The sequence below is a fragment of the Lutibacter sp. genome (assembly GCF_033723435.1).
In the GTDB taxonomy this organism is placed as follows: domain Bacteria; phylum Bacteroidota; class Bacteroidia; order Flavobacteriales; family Flavobacteriaceae; genus Lutibacter.
The window spans coordinates 197071-217964 of sequence record NZ_JAWVXC010000005.1; the positions used below are offsets into that span (position 1 = coordinate 197071).

The following is a 20894-nucleotide window of genomic DNA, read 5'->3' on the forward strand; positions in this document are numbered from 1 at the left end:
GTAAACTTATTTGTACTTTTGTAGTATGATAGAACCAAAAAAAGTAAACTCTGAAGAAACGGTTTTAATAGGTATTATTACCCAAAACCAAAATGAAGAACAATCTAAAGAATATTTAGATGAGTTAGAGTTTTTAACACTTACAGCTGGTGGGATTGCGGTAAAACGATTTACTCAAAAATTAGAATTTCCAAATCCAAAAACATTTATTGGAGCGGGAAAACTAGAGGAGGTAAAAACCTATATGGATGAACATCATATAGAAACTGCTATTTTTGATGATGAACTTTCGGCAAGTCAATTACGAAATATTGAAAAAGTATTAAACTGTAAAGTTTTAGACAGAACAAATTTAATTTTAGACATTTTTGCAAGCAGGGCACAAACAAGTTATGCTCGTACTCAAGTTGAATTAGCGCAATGCCAATATTTATTACCACGATTAACTAGATTATGGACACATTTAGAACGTCAAAAAGGAGGTATTGGATTAAGAGGACCTGGGGAAACTGAAATTGAAACCGACCGACGAATTATCCGAGAAAAAATCACATTGCTTAAAAAGAAATTAAAAGTTATTGATAAACAAATGGCGGTGCAACGTAAAAACCGAGGTAAAATGGTTCGTGTTGCTTTAGTTGGTTACACCAATGTTGGAAAATCAACTTTAATGAATGTGGTAAGTAAAAGTGATGTTTTTGCCGAAAATAAATTATTTGCAACTTTAGATACTACTGTTAGAAAAGTAGTTATAAAAAACATTCCTTTTTTGTTGACGGACACAGTAGGTTTTATCAGAAAATTACCAACGCAATTAGTAGAATCTTTTAAATCTACTTTAGATGAGGTTAGAGAAGCTGATTTATTACTACATGTAGTTGATATATCTCATCCAAATTTTGAAGATCATATTGCTTCAGTAAATAAAATTTTAGATGAAATTAAAAGCAAAAACAAACCAACCATAATGGTTTTTAATAAAATTGATGCATATAAACATCAAACTATTGATGAAGATGATTTGGTAACCGAAAAAACTAAAGAACATTTTACTTTAGAGGATTGGAAAAAAACTTGGATGAATAAATTAGATGAAAATAATTGCTTATTCATTTCAGCTTTGAACAAAGAAAATTTAGATGAATTTAGAAAAAAAGTTTTTGAAGAAGTAAAAAAAATACACATCACACGTTTTCCGTATAACGATTTTTTATATGAAGAATATACAGAAGAAAATTAATTATTTTCTTCTGTATCAGTTTTCTTTTCATAAATAAGTCCTATTTTTTTTGCTCTTTTTTCCCAATTTTTGCGGGCTAAATATTGTAAATCGGCTATAGCATCACTTTCGTCCATAATTTCTAATCCTAATAAAGTTTCAATAACATCTTCCATAGTTACTAAACCACTTGTAGATCCATATTCATCTACTACCAAAGCAATATGTTCTCGCTCAGAAATAAACCTTTCAAATAAATTAGGAATTGGTAAATTACGGTTTGTAACCAAAATTTCTCTTTTTAATTTTAAAAGTTTTTCTTCTCCATTACCATTAATAATTTCTTCTAAAACTTCTCCCTTTAAAACAAAACCTGTAATATTATCAGCATTTTTATTATAAATTGGAATTCTAGAAAAACGTAACTTAGGATGTTTTTCAAAAAAAGATTGAATACTATCGTTTTCGGAAGCTATAATCATTACAGTTCGAGGCGTCATAATATCTTTTGCTAACACTTCTTTAAACGTAAGTAAATTTTTTATAATTGCACTTTCACTTTCTTCAAAAACACCTTCTTTATGTGCAATGTCTGTCATTGCATGAAAATCTTCTCTGCTTAATATAGATCCATGAATTCCTTTTCCTCCAATAAGTTTTGTGGTAAGTTGAAGCAACCATAAAATTCCAGTCCACTTTAATGGAAAAATTAAAACTACCAAAGCCTTTGAGGTAAAATTAGCTAGCTTTTTCCAATAAGTTGCTCCAATTGTTTTTGGTATAATTTCTGAAACAACTAATATTAAAAAAGTCATAATAGCAGAAATAATTCCCACCATATTTACGCCTAAAATATTTACTTCATAAGGTAATTTATCCGCCTCAACACCAACCAAAATAGCTCCAACGGTATGCGCTATAGTATTTAAAGTTAAAATTGCAATTAATGGTTTATCAACATCTTTTTTTAACGCTTCTAATGTATAAGCAAACTTTTTACCTTCTTGTTTTTTTATATTTACAAAAGTAGGTGTAATACTTAAAAGCACTGCTTCAAGAATTGAACATAGAAAGGAAAAAAAAATGGATATGGCAGCAAAAAATAAAAGTAATGACATTTGTGAGAATGTTTAGTTGCTAAAATAACTAAATAATTCTCAATTTTGAAATAAAAAAAGACGCTTTAAGCGTCTTTTTTTAAGGATGTTATATAAATTTTAGAATCCGTAGTTTATTCCTAAGCCAAAAACTTCTCTAACTTGAAATCCTTGAAAAGCATTATCATCATAAACGGTTTGAAAAGTTAAATTGGTAGATAAATATTTATTAATACTCATTACAATATTCATGGTATAATTTATATCTACATTTTGTGGATCTTCTAAATAGTTACTATATAAATTTAAAATATTTTCCATAGAAACATTTTCCATTAAATTGAATTTAGCATATCCAGAGGCATTAAACCCAAATTCAGTTCTAGAACTTTTTCCTTCATCAACTCCAAAATAAGCATTATTAGGTAAAGTAAATGCTTTGTCAACTAATACTAATTTAACTGTTGCAGGAGCTAAATTAAATTTTAAATTATTGCTTTTTTTCCACAACATTCCAGGACCAAAAGATAAATTTGCTGGAGATAAAAAGCTAGTATATTCTGTTCTAATTTCAGTTCCGTTTGTATCGGTTCCATAAATGTAACCTTTACTAAACTGCGTTTGAAAATTTAAAAAAGCTGAATAAAACCAATATCCTTTTGCTTTTTTACCAACTAAAGAGTTAAATTGAAAACGATCATCGGTTTTCTTTTCAAAAGCGCTGTTTTTACTTTTAGTTAAACCATAAGAGGCAATAATTTTATTATCCCAAGTTAAATTTCCTTTAGCATAATTAAAATCATAATTAACGCCTAAATTTCCTGCAATATTATTTTCACCTCCAGTAACCCAGTTAGAAAATGCCGATTGATTAAATAAAAATGTAATGTTCCCTTTTGTTGTCCAACCTTCTTTTGGACTTTCTTTTTGTTCTTGAGCAAATGTAATTGCGCTAGTTAATATAAGTGCTGTTAGAATTAATTTTTTCATATTTTTTTAATTTAAAGTTTGCGAAAATATAAATATTAGATTAATTAATGTTTAAAAAGTTACTTTTTATTTAGCAGCTTTAAAAAGAGGAACCGAAGAACATGCTTCGCCAAACATTATAGATTTTGCAATAGGTTGCAGATTTTTAATAAGTTGTATATAAGCTGTTTCAGGGATGGGTTTGTTTGCACATCCTTTTATAATTACAGGTAAATTTTGATAAGCTTTATAATCGAAATTATTTAAAATATCTTGAAAAATAGCATTTTCTAGTTCTTGTAAATTACCAACAATTGTTTTTTTTGCAAAAGGAGTCAAATAAGTGGCAATAAGCATATAAGCCCAAGAAGGAATAATAGCATTAGTAGAGCAGGTTAAAGCAATGTATTGATTTTTATACTGTACCCAGTTATGGTTTTTTAAAGAATTTCTGAAATCTTTTTCCTTTAAAATAAATTCGTTAAATAACCATGGTTTAATATCAATAACTGTGCGTTTTTCCAAAGGATAAAAATCTTCTAAATCAATAGTTTTTAAACTACTATTTGCAACTCTATTTATTATATCATCAGCCATTTAGCTTAAAAATTATAGAAAACCAAGTTCTAATTTTGCTTCTTCACTCATCATATCTTGAGTCCAAATAGGGTCAAAAGTAATTTCTACTTCACAATTTTTCACTTCCTCAATTACTTTTACTTTTTCTTCCACTTCAACTGGTAAAGTTTCTGCAACAGGGCAATTAGGTGAAGTTAAAGTCATTAATATTTTAACATCATTATTTTCGCTTACAAATACATCGTAAATTAAGCCTAATTCAAAAATATCTACAGGTATTTCTGGGTCGTAAATAGATTTTAAAACTTCTACTATTTTATCTCCCAAATCTTGAACGCGATCACTATTCATTTCAAAAATCTTTCTTTATATTCATTCTAAATAAGTGCAAATATACAATTATTAGCTTAATTTTGATTGAAATGCCAATGCGTATAATTTTATTTGCTTTATCATAGAAACCAAACCGTTGGCACGTGTGGGAGATAGGTGCTCTTTTAAACCAATTTTATCAATAAAATTAGTATCTGCTTCTAAAATTTCTTTTGGAGTTTGGTGGTTGAAAACGCGTAATAATAAGGCAACAATTCCTTTAGTTAAAATAGCATCGCTATCTGCAGAAAAAGTCAATGTATCTCCTTCTATTTTAGAATGTAACCAAACTTTTGACTGGCAACCTGTTATTAAATTTTCGTCTTTTTTTTCTGCTTCATCAATTAACGGAATGGATTTGCCAATTTCTATAATATACTCATAACGTTCCATCCAATCTTCAAACATTGAAAACTCATCTATAATTTCTTCTTGTATTTCTTTGATAGTCATTTTTTAAACTTATTTTTGCAAAAATAATCACATCTACTCTTTAAAAAAAATATAAGCGATATTATATATTTTTTAAAGAAGTAGATATTTAGTAAAAATTATGAGTAAATTATTAATTGTTGGCACGGTTGCTTTTGATGCTATTGAAACTCCGTTTGGTAAAACCGATAAAATTTTAGGAGGAGCAGCAACCTATATTTCTCTTTCAGCTTCACAATTTGGGGCAGAATCAGGTATTGTATCTGTTGTAGGAGGCGATTTTCCGAAAGCATATTTATCCAAATTAAATGAAAGAAAAATTAATACAGATGGTGTTGAGATTATAGAAAATGGAAAAACATTTTTTTGGAGTGGTAAATATAAAAATGATTTAAATTCAAGAGATACACTTGCAACAGATTTAAATGTGTTAGCAGATTTTAATCCAGTTGTACCAGAAAATTTTAAAGATACAGATTTTTTAATGTTGGGTAATCTTCATCCTTCTGTACAAATGGAAGTAATTAAACAAATTCCTAATCGTCCAAAGTTAGTAGTATTGGATACTATGAATTTTTGGATGGATAATACTTGGGATGAATTAATGGAAGTAATTGCAAAAATTGATGTAATTACTATAAATGATGAGGAAGCTCGTCAACTTTCGGGAGAATATTCATTAGTTAAAGCTGCTCAAAAAATTCATGAAATGGGACCAAAATTTGTGGTTATTAAAAAAGGAGAGCATGGCGCATTATTATTTAATGATGGAAATGTGTTTTTTGCTCCAGCTTTACCTTTAGAAGATGTTTTTGATCCAACAGGAGCAGGAGATACCTTTGCAGGAGGATTTATTGGACATATTTCTAGAACTGGAGATATTTCTTTTGAAAATATGAAACGAGCAGTAATAGCAGGTTCAAATTTAGCATCATTTTGTGTAGAAAAATTTGGGACAGAGCGTATGGAAACATTAACTCACGATGAAATTCAAAAGCGATTATTACAATTTAAATTATTAACACAATTTGATATTGAATTAAGTTAAAAAATATATTCCGCCTTTGTGCGGAATTTTTTATATAATTTTACTACTAATTATTAAAATATGAGCGACGCAATTAAACATGAATGTGGTATAGCAATGGTTAGATTATTAAAACCGTTGCAATTTTACAAAGATAAGTATGGCTCGGCATTTTATGGATTAAATAAAATGTACTTATTAATGGAAAAACAACACAATCGAGGTCAAGATGGCGCAGGTTTAGCAAGCATTAAATTTAATGTTCAGCCTGGAACACGTTATATAAGTCGTGTTAGATCTAATGCAAATCAGCCAATTCAAGATGTTTTTGCAAAAATCAATAAACGATTAAATGACTTAAATGCTGTATTTCCAGATAAAAAAGAGGATTTGGAGTGGCAATTAGAAAATGCTCCATATATAGGTAATTTATATTTAGGTCATGTAAGGTACGGAACTTTTGGAAGTAATAGTATCGAAAGCGTGCACCCGTTTTTGCGCCAAAGTAACTGGATGCATAAAAGTTTAATTGTTGCAGGTAATTTTAATATGACCAATTCAAAAAGATTATTTAATGATTTAGTTGAAATAGGTCAGCATCCAAAAGAAATGACGGATACGGTTACTGTTATGGAAAAAATAGGCCATTTTATTGATGATGAAACTGCAAAATTATACCAACAATTAAAAAAAGAAGGATATTCTAAAAAAGAAGCTTCTCCTATAATTGAAGAACGATTAAATTTAAAAAAAATTCTTAAAAAATCCGCTAAAAACTGGGACGGAGGTTATGCAATGGCTGGATTATTAGGACACGGCGATGCATTTGTATTAAGAGATCCAGCGGGAATTAGACCAGCATTTTATTATAGTGATGATGAAGTAGTAGTTGTGGCTTCAGAACGACCAGTAATTCAAACAGTTTTTAATGTTCCTATTAAAAAAATTAAAGAAATAAAGCCAGGAAACGCTTTATTAATTAAAAAAAATGGAACAATTTCAACTAATAAAATAAAAGAAACTTTACCAAAAAAATCTTGTTCATTTGAACGTATTTATTTTTCAAGAGGTAGTGATGCAGATATTTATCAAGAACGAAAAAATTTAGGGAAATTTGTGTTTCCACAAATTCTTAAAAAAATTGATAACGATATTAAAAATACGGTATTTTCATACATACCAAATACAGCTGAAACTTCCTATTATGGTATGCGTGAAGCAGCTATAGATTATTTGAGTGTTCAAAAAACAGACATTATTTTAAATGGCAAGCGCAGTTTATCTGCCGAAAAAGTAACCGAAATTTTGGCAGAAAGCCCTCGGTTTGAAAAGCTGGCAATTAAAGATGCAAAATTGAGAACCTTTATTGCAGATGATAATAGTAGAGACGATTTAGTTGGGCATGTATATGATGTAACTTATGGTATTGTTAAATCAACAGATAATTTGGTGATAATTGACGATAGTATTGTTAGAGGGACAACTTTAAAGAAAAGTATTATCAAAATTTTAGATAGGTTACATCCAAAAAAAATAGTAGTAGTTTCTTCAGCTCCGCAAATTCGATATCCAGATTGTTATGGAATTGATATGGCAAAATTAGGTGATTTTATTGCGTTTAGAGCAGCTTTAGAATTATTGAAACAAACCAATCAAAATCATATTCTTGACGAAGTTTACAAAGATTGTAAACAACAGCAATTATTAGAAGATAACGAAATTAAAAATGCAGTAACTAAAGTTTACGAACCATTTAGTAATGAGCAAATATCGGATAAAATTGCAGAAATGCTAAAAACTTCAACTATAAATGCAGAAGTAGAAATAGTTTATCAAACAGTTGAAAATTTACATAAAGCAATTCCAGATCATTTAGGAGATTGGTATTTTACAGGAGATTATCCAACGCCAGGAGGTAATAGAGTGGTAAATGATGCTTTTATTAATTTTTACGAAGGGAATAATAAAAGAGCCTATTAATTAGACAAATTTAATAATAAAAAAACCCGCAATTTTGCGGGTTTCTTTTTTTGATTTTAATAGTAGTAAGTATGTAGAAATTTTATTTGTTTTCTGCGTAAAGTTTTTCAACATAATTCCAGTTAATTACATGGAAAAAAGCATCAATATATTCTGGTCTTCTGTTTTGGAATTTTAAATAATAGGCATGTTCCCAAACATCAATTCCTAAAATTGGAAATCCACCACAAGCTACGCCAGGCATTAATGGACTATCTTGGTTAGGAGTAGAGCAAATTTCAAGTTTTCCTCCTTTATGAACACAAAGCCAAGCCCAACCTGAACCAAATCTAGTAGCTGCTGCTTTTGCAAAAGCATCTTTAAAAGCTTCTACTGACCCAAATTCTGCAACAATAGCATCTTTTAAATCTCCAGATAAGTATCCTTTATCTTCAGGATTCATTACATTCCAAAATAAATGATGGTTGTAATAACCACCACCATTATTTCTAACAGCAGTATTGGATAAATCTAAATTAGTTAAAATATCTTCAATTGATTTTGAATCTAAATCAGTTCCAGCTATAGCTTTATTTAAATTGTTAGTATAACCAACATGGTGTTTTGTGCTATGGATTTCCATCGTTCTTGCATCAATATGTGGTTCTAAAGCGTTGTAAGCATACGGTAATTTTGGTATTTCGAAAGCCATAATTTTATGTTTTTAAGTTTATTTTTTAGTTTATACCCAAAGGTACACAACCAAAATTAAAGTATCAAACCTGAAAATCAAATCTTCTTATGGTAGAATTGATTTCAATTATAGTAAAGCAATTAAAGTACTATTTTTCTATATATTGCAATGGCTTAGGACTTAAAATTAGATTTGCTAAAATTAAGTTAAAAATTTAGTAATTGGCATCTTTAGGGTATTTTGCCATAAATTCTTCTGCTTTAGACACCATATTTTTACTTCCGCAAAAAAATGGAACTCGTTGGTGTAATTCGCTAGGTTTAATGTCTAAAATTCGTTTATAACCATCACTTGCTTTGCCATTAGCTTGTTCGGCTAAAAATGCCATTGGGTTGCATTCGTATAATAATCGTAGTTTTCCCTTTGGATTTTTAGTGCTTGTTGGATATAAATAAATACCTCCTTTTATCATATTTCTATGAAAATCAGACACTAAGGAACCAATATAACGAGACGTATAAGGTCTATCTTCTTTTTCCTCTTGGCAGTATTTTAAATAATCTTTAACTCCTTGAGGGAAATGCACATAATTTCCTTCGTTTATAGAATAAATTTTTCCATTTTCAGGAAATTTCATATTTGGATGTGATAGATAAAACGAACCAATTGCTGGATTTAAGGTAAATCCGTTTACTCCATTTCCAGAGGTTAAAACTAACATAGTTGAGGTTCCATAAACTACATAGCCAGCTGCAACTTGCTGATTTCCTCGTTGTAAAAAATCCATTTTATCTACAGGAGTACCAATTGGAGTTACTCTTCTATAAATTGAAAAAATAGTTCCAACCGAAACATTTACATCAATATTTGAGGAACCATCTAACGGATCCATTAAAACTACATATTTATTTTCGTTAGTTTCATGTTTCCCTTTAATAGTTACAAATTCATCTTCTTCTTCACTAGCAATTCCACAAACAATTTCACGGTTAATAAGAGTTTCCATAAAAACATTGTTGGCGTAAACATCTAACTTTTGTTGATGTTCTCCTTGAATATTTGTATCTCCAGCGTCACCTAAAATATCAACTAAACCTGCTTTATTAACCTTATAATTAACCACTTTTGCTGCTAATTTTATAGAGCTAATTAAACGTGTAAATTCTCCAGTAGTAGATTTGTAATGTTTTTGGTTTTCAATAATAAACTCCCCTAAGGTAAGATGATTATTTTTCATAGTGCGGTGTTGTTTGTTTTTGCAAATATCGGTAAAATAAATTTTAAAAGAGACTTGATTAAAAGTTAGTTTTGGTTAAAGATTTTTTATTTTAGCGGATAAGGATTAATAAATAATATAGAAATGAGTTTTATAATTAGAAAAGGAGAAATAGAAGATATGCCATCGGTATTAAAACTAATTAAAGAATTAGCGGTTTTTGAAAAAGAACCAGATGCTGTAGAGGTTTTGTTAGAAGATTTAGAAAAAGATGGTTTTGGAAACAAACCATTGTTTAAAACTTACGTTGCAGAAATGGATAATAAAATTGTTGGAATGGCATTATTTTACCCAAGATATTCTACTTGGAAAGGGCCAACAATTCATTTAGAAGATTTGATAGTGTCTAAAGATATGAGAGGTTTAAATATTGGAACGGCCTTGTATAAAAAAGTATTAGAGTATGCCTATGAAAAAAATGTACGACGTGTAGAATGGGTAGTTTTAGATTGGAATACACCAGCTATTGATTTTTACGAAAAATCTGGGGCAACAGTATTAAGAGATTGGGATACAGCACAAATGACAAGAGAAGGAATAGCAAAATATTTAAAATAATAAATGAAAGTTTTCAAGTTTGGTGGCGCTTCTGTAAAAGATGCTAAAAGTGTAAAAAACGTTGCAAGCGTATTAAAACATGAAGGTTTTAAAAATACGATAGTTATAATTTCGGCAATGGGTAAAATGACTAATGCATTTGAAAAAATTGTAAACTCGTATTTTAAAAAATCAGCATCTATTTCTAAAAACATTGATGAAGTTAGAAACTTTCATTTTCAAATAACTAATGAATTGTTTGAAAAGAAAGATCATTCTATTTTTACAGAAATTGAAATTTTATTTGGGCAACTTGGAACATTTCTTATTCAAAATAAATCTAAAAATTATAATTTAATTTACGATCAAATTGTAGGTTTTGGAGAACTTTTATCTACTAAAATAGTAAGCGCTTATTTAAATGAAATTAATATTAAAAATAATTGGGTTGATGTTAGGGATTATATAAAAACAGATGCTTTTTATAGAGATGCAAAAGTAAATTGGGAGAAAACACAACAAAATATTCAGCAATTAAAATCAGATAAATTAATAATTACTCAAGGATTTTTAGGTTCAAATAAAGAGCAAAAAACTACAACGCTTGGTCGTGAAGGTTCTGATTTTACCGCAGCTATTTTTGCCTTTTGTTTAGAAGCTAAAAGTGTAACTATTTGGAAAGATGTACCTGGCGTTTTAAATGCAGATCCACGCTTTTTTGAAAATACGCAACTGTTAAAGCGTATTTCGTATAATGAAGCTATTGAAATGGCTTTTTATGGAGCATCCGTAATTCATCCAAAAACTTTAAAACCATTAGAAAATAAAAATATTCCTTTATATGTTAGATCTTTTTATGAATTAGAAAATAAAGGAACAACAGTTTCTAAAGGAGTTGACTTAGAACCTAAAATTGCTTGTTATATTTTAAAGCAAAATCAAATTTTAATAGCCATATCTGCAAAAGATTTTTCGTTTATGGTAGAAGAAAATTTAAGCGATATTTTTAAAAAATTGCATCAATTTAAGTTAAAGGTTAATTTAATTCAAAATTCCGCAATAAGTTTCTCTGTTTGTATAGAAGATAAATACAATATGTTTAATAATTTCTTAAAAGAAATAAATTTAAAATATAAAGTAAACTACACTAATAATGTAGCATTATACACTGTAAGGCATGCAAATGAAAAAGCAATTGAGTTTATAGATAAAAAAGGAACTTTACTTTTAAAACAGGCAACAAAAGGAACCGTTCAATTTATTATGAAATAAATTTGTGTATTTTTGTATTTACGGTTAATTTATAATAAATGAGTTTAGTAACAGCTAAAGAAGTTGCAAAAGCAACAAGCCTTGATAAGTATGGATTTTTAGGAACCTTTTTAGGTTGGCTTTTACTAAAAGTACTCAAAATTTCTACTATTAATAAAATTTATAATAAGCATAAACATTTAGAAGATCTTGAATTTTTTGAGGCCTTATTAAATGATTTACAAATTAAATTTGAAATTCCAGAAGAAGATTTAAAACGAATTCCTAAAACGGGAGCTTTTATAACGGTTTCAAATCATCCTTTAGGAGGTATTGATGGTATTTTATTACTAAAATTACTTATTGAAAAAAGACCAGATTATAAAATAATTGCTAATTTTTTACTACATAAAATTGAGCCAATAAAACCTTTTGTATTACCAGTTAATCCATTTGAAGATAGAAAAGATACTAAATCTAGTTTAGCAGGATTAAAAAGTGCTTTTGCACATTTAGATCAAGGATTTCCTTTGGGAATATTTCCAGCAGGAGAAGTTTCAACCTATAAAGATGGTAAATTAATTGTAGATAAACCTTGGGAAGAAGGAGCAATTAAATTGATTCAAAAAGCCAAAGTTCCAATAATTCCAATTTATTTTCATGCAAAAAACAGTCGTTTGTTTTATTTTTTATCCAAACTTAACAATAAACTGCGCACTGCAAAATTACCATCAGAATTACTTTCTCAAAAAGAACGAATTATTAAGGTTCGAATTGGCAAACCAATTTTAGTTAAAGATCAAGAAGAATATAAAAATACAGTTGATTTTTGCGATTTTATTCGTAGAAAAACTTATATGTTGGCAAATCCTTTTGAAAAAGAAGTTAAAAATATTGTAGCAAATTCATTAAAAATTTCAAAAAAACACAGAGAGCCAAAAGAAGTAGTTTGTCAAAAAAATATAGACAAAATAATTAAAGAAGTTGAAGATTTAAGAGGTAATGGAGGATGTTTACTGAAGAGTAAAAATTACGAAGTGTTTTTTGCCGCAAGTGAAAAAATACCAAATATTAAATTTGAAATTGGTCGATTACGTGAAATAACTTTTAGAGAAGTTGGCGAAGGCACAAATGAATCTATAGATTTAGATGTTTTTGATGGTTATTATCACCATTTATTTTTATGGGATGATAGCAGTAAAAAATTAGTTGGAGCTTACCGAATGGGGTTTGGGAAAGGGATTTTTGAAAAATATGGTATTGAAGGGTTTTATGTTCAAACCTTATTTAAGTTTGAGCCTGAATTATATTCTATGATGGAAAACTCTATTGAAATGGGAAGAGCTTTTATAATTAAGGAATACCAACAAAAACCAATGCCTTTATTTTTATTGTGGAAAGGTATTGTTCATATAACATTGCGTCATCCAGAGTATAAATATTTAATTGGTGGAGTTAGTATAAGCAATCAGTTTTCTAATTTTTCTAAATCACTGATGATTCAGTTTATGAAATCTCATTATTATGATCCATACATTGCTCAATATATTCACCCAAAACAAGAATATAAAGTAAAGTTAAAAGACGCAGATAAAGATTTTGTTTTTGATTCTACACAAGCCGATTTAAATAAGTTTGATAAAATTATAGATGAAATTGAGCCTGGAGCTTTGCGAATACCAGTTTTAATTAAAAAGTATGTTAAACAAAACGCAAGGTTGGTAGCATTTAACGTAGATCCAAAATTTAATAATGCTATTGATGGTTTAATGTATATTAGAATTTCAGATATACCAGAAAGTACTGTAAAACCAGTAATGGAAGAGTTTCAAGCTCAATTAGAAAGCAACAGTGAAGCAGTAGGAAATAATGAAAATGGAGTAGATGAAACTCCTACTTCAAAAGGCTAAATTAAAACCAATGTTTTTCGTTTTTTTGGTACATTTCTATAAATTCTGCATCAGATTTTGTTAAATAAATAATGCCTTCAATAAGAGGTATTATAGATAAAACACCACAACTTATAAAAGTAAGAATTAATTGAATGATACCTTCTTTTGTATAGCCAAGAATAAATTTGTGAACTCCTAGAGATCCAATTAGAATAGCTAATACACCCGCAAGAACTCTTTTGCTTTCTTGTTGTTGGTTAGGGACTACATTACCGTTTTCGTCTACAATATCCATAGTTTAAGTTTTTTGAAAGTTTAAAAGTAAAAAATTAATTGATAAAAGCAGTATCAATTGGTTGCCAAAGTTCAATTTTATTCCCATCAGGATCTAAAATCCAAGCAAACTTTCCATAATCATATTCTTCAATGTTACCAATATTAGATATGCCTTCTTTTTTAAGTTGCAGAAGTAGTTTTTCTAAATTATCTACTCTATAATTAAACATGAACTCTTTTTGTGAAGGAGAAAAATAGTTAGTATCACTTTTAAAAGGACTCCATTGTGTGCTTGCTTTTTTTCCGTTGGAATCATTCCACCAAAAAGTACAACCCCAATCATCCGTATTAAATCCAAGGTGTTTTTTGTACCATTTTTTTAATATATCAGGATTTTCGGTTTTAAAAAATAACCCACCTATTCCAGTAACTTTTTGGAACTCAGGTTTTGATTTACTATCGCTTTTTGTGAAAAACATTTCTTCAACTTTATCTACAATAGTTTGTGCTAATTTAATCTTTGATTCTACTGTCCAACCTGCAATATGAGGTGATAATAATGTTTTATTCGAATTAATTAAATAACTAAAGGCTTCTGGTAAAGATTTATTTTCAAATAAATTTTCAAAAGATAATTTTTCATATTCTAAAACGTCTAAACAAGCTCCTAAAATCTTATTAACTTTTATAGCTTTTACTAAATCATCTGTTACAACTGCTGAACCTCTGGCAGTATTAATTAAGTAGAGTGGTTTTTTAAAATTATTGATAAACTTGGTGTTTACCATTTTGTGAGATAATTTGTTAAAAGGGGTATGTAAACTTAACACATCTGTTTTTTCTTGTAATTCCTTTAAAGTTACTTGTTTACAGTTTTCATCACCTACATTATCTAAAATATCGTAACAAATTACATTTACATCAAAACCTTTTAATTTTTTAGCAAAGGATTTCCCCATATTTCCATAGCCAATAATTCCTACAGTTTTGCCTTCTAATTCTAAACCACGATTTTCCTCTCGTAGCCATTTACCATTTCTAATTTCTAAATCAGCTTTTTTTAAATTATTAAAAAGTGATAAAATCATTCCTAAAGCATGTTCTCCAACAGCATTTCTATTGCCTTCAGGAGCAGAGATAAGTTCAATTCCTTTTTGTTTAGCGTATTCTACATCAATACTTTCAAGTCCTGCGCCAACTCTAGCAATAAATTTTAAATGAATAGCTTTATCTATAAATTGTTTATCGATATTAAATCTGCTTCGAATTACAATTCCTTGGTAATGCTGAATTTTCTCTTCAATCTGAATTTTGGTTGAAGCGTAATCTTCCTCACAAATGCAACCTAATTTTTCTAATTGAGTTTTTAATAAAGGATGATTTTTATCGGCAAGTAAAACTTTCATTTATTTAATATTGTTCATTTTCGTTTGGAAAATCTTCGCTTTTAACATCGGTTATGTAATTTTTAAAAGCTGAGGTCATTTCTGAATATAAATTAGCGTATCGTCTTAAAAAACGAGGACTAAATTCGTGAGTCATTCCTAACATATCATGCATAACAAGTACTTGTCCATCAACACCATTTCCTGCTCCAATGCCAATTACAGGAATAGAAAGGCTTTCTGCAACTTCTTTTGCAAGTTTAGCTGGAACTTTTTCTAAAACCAATGCAAAACACCCTAATTCTTCTAATAATTTTGCGTCTTCTTTCAGTTTTTCCGCTTCTTCAGTTTCTTTGGCTCTAACGGTATAAGTTCCAAATTTATAAATAGATTGTGGTGTTAAACCTAAATGTCCCATTACAGGAATACCAGCAGTTAGTATTCTTGAAATAGATTCTCGTATTTCACTTCCTCCTTCTAATTTTACAGAATGTGCGCCAGCTTCTTTCATAATTCTAATAGCAGAATCTAAAGCACTTTTAGAGTTGCCTTGGTAACTTCCAAAAGGTAAATCTACAACCACCAAACTACGATTAATAGCTCTAATTACGGAACTAGCATGATAAATCATTTGATCCAATGTAATAGGTAAAGTTGTTTCATGCCCAGCCATTACATTAGATGCTGAATCTCCTACTAAAATAACGTCAATACCTGCATTGTCTAAAATTTTTGCCATAGTGAAATCATAGGCAGTAAGCATGGCAATTTTTTCGCCATTTTGTTTCATTTCCACTAAACTATTAGTAGTAATTCTTTTATAATCGTTTTTTGAGGAGGTCATTATTTTAATGTTTTATAGTAAAAAGCAAAAGTAATCAAAAATCAGTAATACAATATTTTGAAAATGTGTAATAATTCGACTAAATTTACATAAAAAAGTTAAGCCTTGAGCCCAATTGATAAAGAATCCGAAGAATACATTCAAAATTTAGAAGAAAAAATAGTTGAATTAAGTTTGAAATTAAAACAAAAAAATAATCAACTAATATCTGCTAGTAAAGAAAACAAAAAAGTATTAGGAAAACTTACTCATAATTTAAAAAATCCAATTGGGGTAATTTCTTCTTTTTCTGAAATGATGTTAGAAGATTTGGAAGATTATACTCCAGAAAAACTAACTAAATACTTAGGCGCGATAAAAAACTCCGCTAAATTTTCAATAAATTTTTTAACGTCTATTTCAAAATACACCCAAGTAAAATCTTCAGAATTTGTACTCAATTTAGAAAAGGTAAACCTTATTGAATTGATGGATAATATAGTTACTAAGCTAGCTGAAAAAGCAGATAATAAAAACATAACTATCCTAAAAAAATACAATAAAAAAGAATTATTTTTAAATATAGATACTTCAGAAATGGGGGTAGCGTTATATAATGTTTTAGATAATGCGATTCGTTATTCCTTTGAAAACACTACTATTACTATTGCTATAAATGAAAATAATGATAAAATTGAAATTGCTTGTTTAGATGAAGGAATTGGTATTTCAGAAGATAATTTACCTCATATATTTGAACCTTTTTTTGTGGTAAATACTTATGATAACGAAAAAAATAAATGTATTGGTTTAGGGTTAACTATTGCTAAAATGATTGTTGAAAAACATTCAGGAGTTTTGAGAGTAAAAAGTAAATTAAATCAGGGTTCAGAATTTAGAATTTTTTACAAAAAAGCGTAATTTTCAATTTCTTTAAAATATTGTAATTTGTATTTTTATTGCTAAAAACGCGCCGTTTATTAAAAAAAAGCGTAATTTTATTATGTTATAGAATGCAAAAAATATATATTGCACATATTAAAAAAAATATTTTAGGTCGAATCTTATAATATGGCCATGGTTAATGATAATTTAAAATCAAATTTGTTTAACGAAACCTCAGTAAATTCTCCAAAAGAAGATTACTCTTTTTTTGAGCATATACCAATAGCCATTTTTGTGCAGGATTTTTCGCAGATTAAACAATACATTATAACCAAAGCCGAAGAACAAAAAGTAGATGTTAAATCTTTTTTATTAAATACTCCAGATGTAATTCATAAAATAAATTCATTACACATAATTAAGGAAGTTAATAATGCAGCAGTAAAGCTTTACAAGGCTAAAAATAAAGAGGATTTATTAGGTAATTTACAAAAAATGTTCACCAAAAAATCTTACACAGGTTTTATAAAATTGGTGTTAGATATATTGTTAGGTGAAAAAACTTCAAAACTTGAAACCGTAAATAAAACTTTTGAAGGAGATGAAATAGATATTTTAATTAATTTTAAAGTACAAGATGGTTATGAAGAAACTTTAGAAAAAGTTTTTGTAACAGTTGAAAATATTACTGAAAGAGTTCGGGATAGAAAAAAACTAATTGAGAGTGAAAATAGGTATAAAGAAGCTCAAAAAATAGCAAAAATTGGAAGTTGGAGTTATATTTATGCAACCAATGAACTTTACTGGTCATCAGAAGCCTATCAACTACTAGGTATTCAAAAAAGTAAACGTAAGTTAGATTTAGAGTTTTATTTATCATTTGTTCATGAAGAAGATAAAAAACTAGTAGATAATTTTGAAATAAGTTATTTATTAAAAAATCCACATCAAAATTTTTCGTACCGATTAATTACTAGCAAAGGAGAATTAATATACCTCCAAGAAACTAGGAATGTAATTTGCGAAGGAAATAGAGTTATAAAAATTATTGGAATTTTTCAAAACATTACTGAAAATATTCTTGCTGAGAGAAATTTAAATAGCACTAAAAATTTATTGTCAAACACTATTTCTAGTATTAATGATGGATTTGTAATTTTAGATAAAAACTCCAACTATTTATATGTAAATAAAAAAGCAGAAATATTATTAGGAAAAAACTCTTCTGAGTTATTAGGAAAAAACATTTGGGTTGAATTTCCTGAAAAAGAAGGAGATGTGTTTTACGATTCTTTTCATAAAGCAATAGAAACCAATACTACTATTCATTTTGAAAACTACTTTGAACCTTGGAACAAATGGTTTGATAATAGAATAATACCTTATAAAGATGGTGTTTCTATGTTCTTTGAAGAAATTACAGAAAAAAAGAAGGCTGAAAATAAAATTAAAGAAGCCTATAATATTATAAATAAAAGCTCATCAGTTGCTTTTTTAACTGAAAACAAATATGATTTTCCTGTCGTCTTTGTTTCCGAAAATTCTAAAAAATTATTTGGATATTCTTATAAAGAATTTTTAAGTGGAGCGATTAAATTGCACGAAGTAATTCACCCGGATGATTTACCTTATATAAGGTCTGAGGTTTTTAAATTAACTAAAAGCACATCAAAAAGAGAATTTAAAACCAATCCATTTAGAATTATTACTAGACAAGGTAATATAAAATGGTTAAAAGCAAATATTGATTTAATACATAATGAACAAGAAGAAATTACTCATATTCAGGGTATTGTAGAAAACATAACGGAGCAAAAAATTATTGAAGATCAACTTTTTGAAAGTAATCAACGTTTAAAAGAAACCTTTAATCATACTCCACTAGCCTCTATTATGTGGGATTTAGACATGAAAGTTTTAGACTGGAATAAGTCCGCTGAAAGAATTTTTGGTTATACTAAAGAAGAGGCAATAGGAAAAAGTGCTAATGAATTAATACTGACAGAAGATATTATTGAAGAAATATCAGAAGTTAAAAAACAATTGTTAGCTCAAAAAGGTGGCTTTAAATACACAAATATAAATAAAACCAAAAATGGTTCAATTATAAGCTGTGATTGGTATAATGTTACTTTAAAGGATGTTAACGGAAATATAACCGGTATGGCATCTTTAGTAGAGGATATTACTGAGAAAATTGATTATAAAAAGCAAATTGAAAAATCCGAGAAAAAGTATAGAGAAATATTTCAAAAATCAATTGATCCTGTTTTTGTGTTAAATAACGGGATTTTTATTGAAGCGAATGAAGCCGCAATTAAACTTTTTGGTTTTGAAACTAAAGATGATTTGTTAAAAATACATCCTTCGGAAATTTCGCCAGAAAAACAACCAAACGGAAAATTATCTTTTGATGAAGCAAACAAAGTGATAAATATTGCAATAGAAAAAGGATTTCATAGATTTATTTGGTACCATAAAAATGCAAAAGGAAGAGTTTTTCCGGCTGAAGTAACCTTAACTAAAATAGAAGAATTTTCTAACTCTATTTCAATTCACGCTGTTGTAAAAGATATTACAGACCGCGTTAAACAAGATACTTTAGAAGATGTTTTATATAACATTTCAAAAGCAGCATTAACCATAAATGATTTTAAACAATTTAGTTTTTTTATTAAAAAGCAGTTAGAGTTAATTATTAACACCAATAATTTTTATATAGCTTTATGCAATAAAAAAACAGGTATAATTTCTACACCTATTTTTATAGATGAAAAAGAAGAGGTTGAAGATTTCCCAGCAGAAAATTCGCTTACAGGCTATGTAATAAAAACTAAAAAACCATTATTATTAACCAATGATGAGCATCAACAATTAATAAAAAAAGGAGAAGTAAGTTTAATTGGCTCTTCTGCAGAATGTTGGTTAGGTGTTCCTTTAATTATTAAAGATGACGCTATAGGAGCAATTGTTGTACAAAGTTATAATAATAAAGATGAATATAATTTAAGCGATGTAAACTTATTAGAATTTGTCGCAGACCAAATAAGTACAACTATTCAGCGTAAAAAAAAGGATGACGAATTAAAGCAAGCTCTTTTAAAAGCTCAGGAATCGGACAAACTAAAATCTTCTTTTTTAGCAAATATGAGTCATGAAATCAGAACACCAATGAATGGAATAATTGGATTTTCTGAATTTTTATTAGATCCAAACTTAAAAGAAGTTAATAGAAAAAAATACGCTAAAGTTATTATAAATAGTAGTAAACGATTACTATCCATTGTAAATGATATTTTAGATATTTCTAAAATTGAAGCAGGAATGGTTAAACTGAATTATGAAAATGTAAATTTAAACCACTTGCTAGATGATTTGTATACATTCTATAAACCAATTGTTGAGGAGCAAAACTTAGCTTTAATTTATAATAAAGAAATTGATAATTTAAAAAGTGTTGTTGAAACAGATAAAAACAAATTAAATCAAATATTAACTAACTTAATTTCTAATGCTATAAAATTCACCAATGAAGGAAGTATAGAATTTGGCTGTCATATTAAAAATAATATGGTTGAATTTTATGTGAAAGATACAGGAATAGGAATTAAAGAAGAATTAATTGATAAAATATTTCAGCGATTTACTCAAGCTGATATGCCAAAAAATAAACAAATTATAGGAACAGGATTGGGATTAGCAATCTCGAAAAAATTTGTTGAATTATTTAATGGCGATATTTGGTTAGAGTCTTCAAAAAAAGGAACAACCGTTTATTTCACAATCCCATATATTAAAAAAATGCCAAACGTATCTACAGTAATTGAAAAAGTAAAAAATATGGTTCCAAACCAAAATCAAAAACTCACTATATTAGTAGCGGAAGATGAAGAATATAACAGAATGTACATAAATGAATTATTCTCAAAAACCAATTATACTATTATAGAAGCTTATGATGGAAAAATGGCCATTGAACTATTCAAAAAAGAAGATAAAATAGATTTAGTTTTAATGGATATTAAAATGCCTAAAATGGATGGAATTGAAGCCATGAAAATTATTAAATCATTAAAATCAATACCAATAATAGCACTTTCAGCATTTGCTATGGAATCTGATAAAGTAGATGCTTTAAAAGAAGGTTTTGATAATTATTTAACTAAGCCAATTAATAAAAAAGCTTTATTTGAGCTGATTAATGAATACGCTAATTAATAA

Annotated in this window: 17 protein-coding genes and 1 pseudogene; 8 read left to right on the top strand and 10 right to left on the bottom strand. The window is 28.2% G+C overall.

Annotated elements, in window-relative coordinates:
- Nucleotides 1-25 precede the first annotated feature (25 nt).
- On the top strand, nucleotides 26-1240 hold the full coding sequence (gene hflX, locus R3342_RS09460; protein WP_318939792.1) for a GTPase HflX: 1215 nt from the start codon (nucleotides 26-28) through the stop codon (nucleotides 1238-1240).
- On the opposite strand, the gene R3342_RS09465 is transcribed toward hflX, so the two are convergent.
- The 5 genes from R3342_RS09465 to R3342_RS09485 all read right to left on the bottom strand — a co-directional run bounded on the left by R3342_RS09465 (nucleotide 1237) and on the right by R3342_RS09485 (nucleotide 4689).
- Entirely contained in the window at nucleotides 1237-2337 is a 1101-nt protein-coding gene (locus R3342_RS09465; protein WP_318939793.1) for a hemolysin family protein, read from the bottom strand. The two genes, hflX and R3342_RS09465, sit on opposite strands and share 4 nt — an antisense overlap.
- Nucleotides 2338-2436: 99 nt before the next feature.
- Entirely contained in the window at nucleotides 2437-3306 is an 870-nt protein-coding gene (locus tag R3342_RS09470; RefSeq protein ID WP_318939794.1) for a DUF3078 domain-containing protein, read from the bottom strand.
- 66 nt (nucleotides 3307-3372) lie between these two features.
- On the bottom strand, nucleotides 3373-3882 hold the full coding sequence (locus R3342_RS09475; protein ID WP_318939795.1) for a DUF2480 family protein: 510 nt from the start codon (nucleotides 3880-3882) through the stop codon (nucleotides 3373-3375).
- Between the two features lie 12 nt (nucleotides 3883-3894).
- Nucleotides 3895-4215 carry a DUF59 domain-containing protein gene (locus R3342_RS09480; protein WP_318939796.1) on the bottom strand — a complete coding sequence of 107 codons (321 nt, stop codon included), beginning with the start codon at nucleotides 4213-4215 and terminating at the stop codon, nucleotides 3895-3897.
- Nucleotides 4216-4266: 51 nt separating this feature from the next.
- Nucleotides 4267-4689, bottom strand: a complete 423-nt coding sequence (locus R3342_RS09485) for a SufE family protein (RefSeq protein WP_318939797.1) — start codon at nucleotides 4687-4689, stop codon at nucleotides 4267-4269.
- A 100-nt stretch (nucleotides 4690-4789) separates the two neighbouring features.
- On the opposite strand from R3342_RS09485, the gene R3342_RS09490 reads away from it, so the two are divergent.
- Both R3342_RS09490 and R3342_RS09495 read left to right on the top strand, forming a co-directional pair.
- A complete protein-coding gene (locus R3342_RS09490) occupies nucleotides 4790-5716 on the top strand; it encodes a PfkB family carbohydrate kinase (RefSeq protein WP_318939798.1) in 927 nt (308 codons plus the stop codon).
- Between the two features lie 60 nt (nucleotides 5717-5776).
- The gene (locus tag R3342_RS09495) at nucleotides 5777-7675 is read left to right on the top strand and encodes an amidophosphoribosyltransferase (protein ID WP_318939799.1); all 1899 of its coding nucleotides are present in this window, start codon (nucleotides 5777-5779) and stop codon (nucleotides 7673-7675) included.
- 82 nt (nucleotides 7676-7757) lie between these two features.
- On the opposite strand, the gene R3342_RS09500 is transcribed toward R3342_RS09495, so the two are convergent.
- Nucleotides 7758-8366: a superoxide dismutase gene (locus tag R3342_RS09500; protein WP_318939800.1), complete on the bottom strand. Its 609-nt coding sequence runs from the start codon at nucleotides 8364-8366 to the stop codon at nucleotides 7758-7760.
- 196 nt (nucleotides 8367-8562) lie between these two features.
- Nucleotides 8563-9585 carry a class 1 fructose-bisphosphatase gene (fbp, locus tag R3342_RS09505; RefSeq protein ID WP_318939801.1) on the bottom strand — a complete coding sequence of 341 codons (1023 nt, stop codon included), beginning with the start codon at nucleotides 9583-9585 and terminating at the stop codon, nucleotides 8563-8565.
- 123 nt (nucleotides 9586-9708) lie between these two features.
- Here fbp and R3342_RS09510 point away from each other — a divergent pair, with 123 nt between their 5' ends.
- Genes R3342_RS09510 through R3342_RS09520 form a run of 3 tightly spaced genes read left to right on the top strand, consistent with a single transcriptional unit; the run spans nucleotide 9709 to nucleotide 13322 of the window.
- Complete coding sequence (locus R3342_RS09510; RefSeq protein WP_318939802.1) at nucleotides 9709-10182, top strand: GNAT family N-acetyltransferase; 474 nt, start codon at nucleotides 9709-9711, stop codon at nucleotides 10180-10182.
- Nucleotides 10183-10185: 3 nt separating this feature from the next.
- The gene (locus R3342_RS09515) at nucleotides 10186-11433 is read left to right on the top strand and encodes an aspartate kinase (protein WP_318939803.1); all 1248 of its coding nucleotides are present in this window, start codon (nucleotides 10186-10188) and stop codon (nucleotides 11431-11433) included.
- Nucleotides 11434-11471: 38 nt separating this feature from the next.
- Nucleotides 11472-13322 carry a lysophospholipid acyltransferase family protein gene (locus R3342_RS09520; protein WP_318939804.1) on the top strand — a complete coding sequence of 617 codons (1851 nt, stop codon included), beginning with the start codon at nucleotides 11472-11474 and terminating at the stop codon, nucleotides 13320-13322.
- A gap of 1 nt (nucleotide 13323) precedes the next feature.
- Here the strand turns inward: R3342_RS09520 and R3342_RS09525 are convergent, their stop codons facing one another.
- From R3342_RS09525 to panB, 3 genes and pseudogenes are all read right to left on the bottom strand, one after another.
- The gene (locus tag R3342_RS09525; RefSeq protein WP_318939805.1) at nucleotides 13324-13599 is read right to left on the bottom strand and encodes a TM2 domain-containing protein; all 276 of its coding nucleotides are present in this window, start codon (nucleotides 13597-13599) and stop codon (nucleotides 13324-13326) included.
- 454 nt (nucleotides 13600-14053) lie between these two features.
- Nucleotides 14054-14986, bottom strand: a pseudogene (locus tag R3342_RS09530) (2-hydroxyacid dehydrogenase); the annotation flags it as partial.
- A 4-nt stretch (nucleotides 14987-14990) separates the two neighbouring features.
- On the bottom strand, nucleotides 14991-15809 hold the full coding sequence (gene panB / locus R3342_RS09535; protein WP_318939806.1) for a 3-methyl-2-oxobutanoate hydroxymethyltransferase: 819 nt from the start codon (nucleotides 15807-15809) through the stop codon (nucleotides 14991-14993).
- Between the two features lie 105 nt (nucleotides 15810-15914).
- On the opposite strand from panB, the gene R3342_RS09540 reads away from it, so the two are divergent.
- Both R3342_RS09540 and R3342_RS09545 read left to right on the top strand, forming a co-directional pair.
- Nucleotides 15915-16709, top strand: a complete 795-nt coding sequence (locus R3342_RS09540) for a HAMP domain-containing sensor histidine kinase (protein ID WP_318939807.1) — start codon at nucleotides 15915-15917, stop codon at nucleotides 16707-16709.
- A gap of 150 nt (nucleotides 16710-16859) precedes the next feature.
- A complete protein-coding gene (locus tag R3342_RS09545; protein ID WP_318939808.1) occupies nucleotides 16860-20891 on the top strand; it encodes a PAS domain S-box protein in 4032 nt (1343 codons plus the stop codon).
- Nucleotides 20892-20894: the final 3 nt, after the last annotated feature.